The organism is Thermoflexus sp., from assembly GCF_042408365.1.
Classification (GTDB): domain Bacteria; phylum Chloroflexota; class Anaerolineae; order Thermoflexales; family Thermoflexaceae; genus Thermoflexus.
Genome location: NZ_JBHOQJ010000263.1, coordinates 1 through 5,577, shown reverse-complemented (window position 1 = coordinate 5,577; position 5,577 = coordinate 1). Strand labels below are relative to the sequence as shown.

The following is a 5,577-nucleotide window of genomic DNA, read 5'->3' as shown; positions in this document are numbered from 1 at the left end:
CCCTCGGCGGGCCCCAACCCCCGAGGGATTTTTTTCTTATTCTTCCCTATAGCCCTTTGGGCCGCGGGGAGGCAAGGAGAAAAGGTGGAGGGGCCATCTGTCCCTCCGCCGCTGGAGGCGGCCTCCCCACCTCCACCCTCCCAAGAGGAGGCACGGGCCGCTTAACGCGGCCCGCACCTTATAGAAAACTTTTTGCCCTCCTCTCTCCGCATGACGAAGTCATGCGGAGAGAGGAGGGCGTGGAGCCAGTCCGCTTCGCCGGGCGGTGATCTTTTCTTTCCCATGGTCCTAATCCATGCCTGAGGACGCGGATGATCGGTCCCGTTCTGATCGTTGAAGATCAGCCTTCCGAAGCCCAGGCGCTCTATGATCTGCTGAGCTGGAGCCACAGGCCGGCGGTGGTGGCGCCGGATCTCCGAACCGCGCAGCGGCATCTACTGAAGCTTCGCCCCTCCGTGATCGTGCTGGATCTCAACCTTCCGGATGGGGATGGCCTGGCCTGGCTGAGGGAGCTGCGCGCCCGGTCGTTCGGATGGAACCTGACCATCCTGGTGGTCTCTGGGCGCACCGACCCCGATCAAATCGCTGAGGCCCTCATCGCCGGCGCGGACGATTATGTGACCAAACCTTATGCTCCGCAGGAGCTGCTGGCTCGAATCGCGGTCGCTGAGCGCCTGGCCGCGCTGCGGGCCGGGTTCCGTTGGTTGATGGCTTTCCGCCCGCCGCTTCCAGCTCATTGGCGTTATTCCTCCGCTGGGATCCTCGTTCTACATCCGTCAAGCTCCATCGATTCCGAGGATCTGCGCTCGGAGTGGGCCCGCTGGGCCCGCCACCTCCGGCAGGAGAACGGTCTTCTCCTGCCTATGCCGGATGGGAGCTTGCTCGTTCTCTTCCCGGGTGCGACGCGAGGGTTTGAAGCCCTTCGGCGTGCCGACTTCGCGACATCCATGTGGAGCGCCGTGCTCCATATCGGGCGCGTGGCGGTGGGATGGCTGGAAAGTCCAGGGATCGCAGCGGGGACGATGCTTGGCCAAGCAGTTGAGGAGACGATCCGGTTGGCATATCTGATCCCCGCTGGCTTGTGGTTGATTACCGGGCCAGCCTATGCCGCGCTCCCCATGCCTCCGCCCGTTCGACCATGGCCGCGTGCCACCGAGATCACGGGGCTCCCCGCCTGGGAGATCGAGAGGCCGGTAGCCAGGGGAGGGGATTAAGGATTCAGTGATAGCGCTCTCAAAACAGAGCGAAAGCCTCCTGCTCCAATCCGATTCGCCTTGGGAAAGAGAGCATGCTGGTTCAGGTGCGGGGAATTGTAGAGGCTATCGGGAAAGACTGGATCCGAGTGAATCTGAGCGGCTGGGTGATCCAGGCCCATGTCCCTCCAACGGTTCTGGCCATGGCCCGCATCGGGGAGCCCATCACCCTGTATACGACTCTGATAACTCGTATGGAGGGCCATGGGCTTGTCTTCACCTTGTACGGATTTGCTGATGAGGATGAACGGGAGCTCTTCGAACAGCTGCTCACCGTCAACGGCGTTGGACCCCGGGCAGCTCTTGCACTGTTGGGCCTTTCCGCTCCCACCCTACGGGCGGCCATTGCTCAGGAGCAGGTGGACATCCTCCGTCGGGTGCCTGGCATCGGTCCAAAGACCGCGCGGGCGATCATCCTTCATCTGAAAGATCGCATCGGCGCAGTTCCGGCCCCTGGGGTTTCCATCCCCCGTGCGGACGACACCGAGATCATCGCGGCCCTCACCGCGCTGGGATACAGCGTCGTTGAGGCCCAGGCCGCTCTGGCCCATGTACCGCCGGATCCCAATCTACCGCTGGAAGAGAAAATCCGCATCGCCTTAAGCTACTTCGCTCGTCCCAGCCGCTAAGTTCGGGGCGCCGAAGGGACGGTTGGTGTAGCGATGAAGTGGGGTAGGGGCATCCCCCAAACCCCAAGGAGCCAAAACCAAGTCAGCGGATGGCTTCGCGCAGCCGTGCGCTCACATAATCCATCGCCGAAACCACGGCCACAACGGCCCACACCGCCGTCCCCGCCTTGTGATAATCCGTTTGATCGATCCACAACTTCAGCTGATATCCGATCCCTCCGCCGCCCACAAACCCCACCACTGTGGAGATCCGGATGTTGATATCCCAGTGATAGATGATAAAAGCCAGGAACGGCAATGTGATCTGGGGGATCACCGCATAACGGATCACCTGTAGGGCATTCGCCCCGGTGGCGGTGAGAGCTTCCACCGGCCCCGGGTCGATGGTCTCGATAACTTCCGAGAAGAGCTTGCCCAGGTTCACCACCGTGGCCACGGTCAGGGCCAGCACCCCGGCGAAGGGCCCGAAGCCTACCCAGGTGGCGAAGACCGCCGCCACGACCAGGGGCTCGATGGAGCGGACGACGTTAAAGGCGGTGCGGACAGCGTAGTAAATGGCCACGCCGACGGGGCCCCGGGCGGTGATGTTGCGAGCGGCCAGAAACGACAGGGGCGCAGCGACCCCTGTGGCCAGGGTGGTCGCCATCAACGCCAGGAAGATCGTTTGCACCATCAGCTCCAGGGTCCGGATCAGGGCTGGGCTGATTTGCCAGCGTCCCTCCCAACGGGCCTCCGCTTGCAAACGGGCGCCGCCCTCCTGGGCGAGGAGCGGTCGGATCTCCACCTCCAGCTCGAAGCGGCCGGCCGCATCCGTCCGGGTTCGTCCGGCTAGCAATTCGCCGCCCAACGGCAGTTGCGGGCTCGGCGCGAAGATCCAGCGCACCAGTAGCTCACTGTGGGGGCGGAATCCTTCCCCTCGAATCTGGATCTTTGTCCCCGGCGCAGCACAGGGGGGCAGGAACAGCTGGGGGCCTTCTCCCACCTCGATGATCCTGGGGGTGTTCCCTGATTCGCAGGGCACCCGCACCGCCGCCTCCACCCGCTGGGTCCCGCGCTCCGGAACCAGGATCTCCGGGGTGAGGAAAGCTGTAAAGATCTCCCGGGCGCGCTGGGCCGCTTGAGGCTCCACCAGCTTCCTCGGATCGATGCCCACCACGCGCCAAGACCATGCGTAAATCCCGATGGCGAGCAAGATCCCGATGATTCGCAACCACGTTCGGTACCGATGCATTCCTGTTCGAATCCTCTCACCCGGATGATTCGTAGACCAGCGACCGAAGGCCTATGCCTATTCGGTGAATTGAGTGATATCCCCTCCCGCATGCAACGTCACACGATCCGGCGCCGTACCTGTGCGCTCACGTAATCCAGCGCCATCACCACCAAGGCGATGCCGATCACTGCGGTGGCCACTTGTCGATAGGCGCTCAGACGGATCCACTCGCTCAGCCGGAACCCGATCCCCCCGCCTCCCACAAAGCCGATGATCGTCGACATGCGAACATTGATGTCCCAGCGATACACCGCGAAAGATACGAATTCCGGCACCACCTGGGGGACGATTGCGTAACGGATAACCTGAAGGCGGTTGGCTCCTGTCGCGGTCAGCGCCTCCACGGGGCCCGGATCGATGTGCTCAACGACCTCGGAGAAGAGCTTCCCCAGCGCGGCGATGGAGTGGATCATCAAGGCCAACATCCCAGCGAAGGATCCCAGCCCCACCCACACCACGAACACGATCCCGAAGATCAAGGGCTCCACCGAGCGAGTGATGTTGAAGAACCCCCGCATCGCGTAGTAGATCACCCGGGTCAGCGGAGAGCCTCCCATCAGGTTGCGGGCGGCCAGGAAGGAGAGGGGGGCGGCGATCAACACGGCGAACGTCGTGGCCAGCAACGCGATGGCCACGGTCTCCCCCATTTTCTCTGCGACCTCCAGCAATGCCTCGCTGGGCTGTGGCCCTCCAACCGCCCGCACGATGTGGACTTCCAGAATATGGGTCTGGGATTGGCCGGGGGGCGGCTCGAACCCTAACGGAACCGCACGAGGAGCGATGAATGTGGCGTGGAGCTGGCCCGAGGGATCCGCTTGCAATGCGAGGGGACGGCCTTCCCGCAGGATCCGCTGACGCTCCCCGATAGGGTTCACCCACCACAATTCCACCGGAGCGCCGGCCGGGAATCCTTCCCCACGGAGGGCCAGCGGATCTCCCGCCTGTGCGCAGTCCACGGAAAGCCAGACCCGTGCCCCCGCCTGGATCTCCTGTGGGGAAGGGGATCCGGTGCAGGGAACTGCCACGGGGATCCGAAGCACCTGCCGCTCGGTCGGGTAGGTCAGAAGGTCCGGTTGGGTGAGGGCGATGAGATAGGGCCGCATTTTATCGAAGCGCTCGAACGGGGCGAGGAGGTTGATCTCCGTGACCTCCCAGCCCACCCCGTAAATCGCCGCGAGGGCGATCAGGGCGGCGGGCCATATGCGGGGTCGGCGGCCGTGCAACCGTCGCCAGGCATCATAGCTGGTTCCGATCCACCACAACCCCGCCGCGATCCACAACCAGAGATGGCTCCGCCACTCGGCGAGGCCGATCAGCACCAGGGAAAACCCCAACCAGACCCCGGCCAGGGTGCGTAGGCCTAGGGCGTAATAGGCCAAGCCGGGGACAATCATGTACCCACGCGAGAGGCGACGTTCACCCGCCAATGCGTTCCGCCTCCTGCCCGTAGATCTCTTTGAAGCGGCGGTCATCGATCTCGTCCGGCCGCCCGTCGAAAACCTTGATCCCGTCTTTCAATCCGATCACCCGAGTGGCATAGCGGTGAACGAGATCCAGGAAGTGGAGGCTGCAAAGCACCGTGACGCCGTCCTTGCGGTTCAGCTCCTCGATGTAGCGGAGGATCGAATGGGCGAGGACCGGATCCAGGCTGGCGACCGGCTCGTCGGCCAGCAGAAGGCGCGGCTCCTGCATCAATGCCCGGGCGATGCCGACCCGTTGTTGTTGACCGCCGGAAAGCTCATCCGCGCGCTTATCGGCCAGATCCGCTAAGCCCACCCGCTCTAGGGCGCGCATCGCTCGTTGCACTTCTGAGGGGGGGAAGTAACCCAAGAGGCTCAGCCAGGGGTTTATATATCCTAAGCGGCCGCTCAGGACATTCGTCAGAACGGTTGCCCGCTTGACCAGATTGAACTGTTGGAAGATCATTCCGATCTGACGGCGGATCTTCCGAAGTTCCCCTGGCGGGGCGGCGGTGATATCGATTCCATTCCAGATCACCCGCCCGGAGGTAGGTTCGATCAGGCGGTTGATGCAGCGCAGCAGGGTGCTCTTCCCCGCTCCGCTGAGCCCGATGATGGCCACGAACTCTCCATCCTCAACCGTGAAACTGACCTCGTGGAGCGCCCGTGTTCCATCCGGGTAGATTTTGGTCAGGCGATCCACTATCAATGGCATGAGAAACCACCCTCATATATCCGAATGGTTATCGCTTGGTTCCCCTGAATGTTAGGGATATTCGGGGGAGAGGCCAGTGGCCTTCCCCATAGGGATTCTTGGGGGCTGGGGCTGCTAACAACGGGCGCTAATGAAATTTAACGAACGAATCTGCGCATTCCACACTGAGGATACGCCGTGGGGGAAGCGGATGGTCCCCCCTTAAAAAATATTTTGAGGGCGAGCTGGGCGCCAAAGGCGCCCAGCT

At 62.9% G+C, this 5,577-nt stretch carries 5 protein-coding genes; 2 read left to right on the top strand and 3 right to left on the bottom strand.

The features are described from left to right. Positions 1 to 311: 311 nt before the first annotated feature. The gene (locus tag ACFMO5_RS12050) at positions 312 to 1,214 is read left to right on the top strand and encodes a response regulator transcription factor (RefSeq protein WP_376792999.1); all 903 of its coding nucleotides are present in this window, start codon (positions 312 to 314) and stop codon (positions 1,212 to 1,214) included. A 74-nt stretch (positions 1,215 to 1,288) separates the two neighbouring features. Further along, the gene (ruvA, locus tag ACFMO5_RS12045) at positions 1,289 to 1,882 is read left to right on the top strand and encodes a Holliday junction branch migration protein RuvA (protein WP_376792998.1); all 594 of its coding nucleotides are present in this window, start codon (positions 1,289 to 1,291) and stop codon (positions 1,880 to 1,882) included. 82 nt (positions 1,883 to 1,964) lie between these two features. Here the strand turns inward: ruvA and phnE (ACFMO5_RS12040) are convergent, their stop codons facing one another. The 3 genes from phnE (ACFMO5_RS12040) to phnC form a co-directional block, all read right to left on the bottom strand. After that, positions 1,965 to 3,113: a phosphonate ABC transporter, permease protein PhnE gene (phnE, locus tag ACFMO5_RS12040; RefSeq protein WP_376792997.1), complete on the bottom strand. Its 1,149-nt coding sequence runs from the start codon at positions 3,111 to 3,113 to the stop codon at positions 1,965 to 1,967. A 98-nt stretch (positions 3,114 to 3,211) separates the two neighbouring features. After that, complete coding sequence (gene phnE / locus ACFMO5_RS12035) at positions 3,212 to 4,582, bottom strand: phosphonate ABC transporter, permease protein PhnE (RefSeq protein ID WP_376792996.1); 1,371 nt, start codon at positions 4,580 to 4,582, stop codon at positions 3,212 to 3,214. Continuing rightward, a complete protein-coding gene (gene phnC, locus ACFMO5_RS12030; RefSeq protein ID WP_376792995.1) occupies positions 4,572 to 5,330 on the bottom strand; it encodes a phosphonate ABC transporter ATP-binding protein in 759 nt (252 codons plus the stop codon). The genes phnE (ACFMO5_RS12035) and phnC overlap by 11 nt, the downstream gene beginning before the upstream one ends. Positions 5,331 to 5,577 lie beyond the last annotated feature (247 nt).

Coding starts and splice junctions, on each gene's coding strand:
- phnC (WP_376792995.1), bottom strand. CDS start 5,330: ATGCCATTGATAGTGGATCGCCTGACCAAAATCTACCCGGATGGAACA.
- phnE (WP_376792997.1), bottom strand. CDS start 3,113: ATGCATCGGTACCGAACGTGGTTGCGAATCATCGGGATCTTGCTCGCC.
- ACFMO5_RS12050 (WP_376792999.1), top strand. CDS start 312: ATGATCGGTCCCGTTCTGATCGTTGAAGATCAGCCTTCCGAAGCCCAG.
- ruvA (WP_376792998.1), top strand. CDS start 1,289: ATGCTGGTTCAGGTGCGGGGAATTGTAGAGGCTATCGGGAAAGACTGG.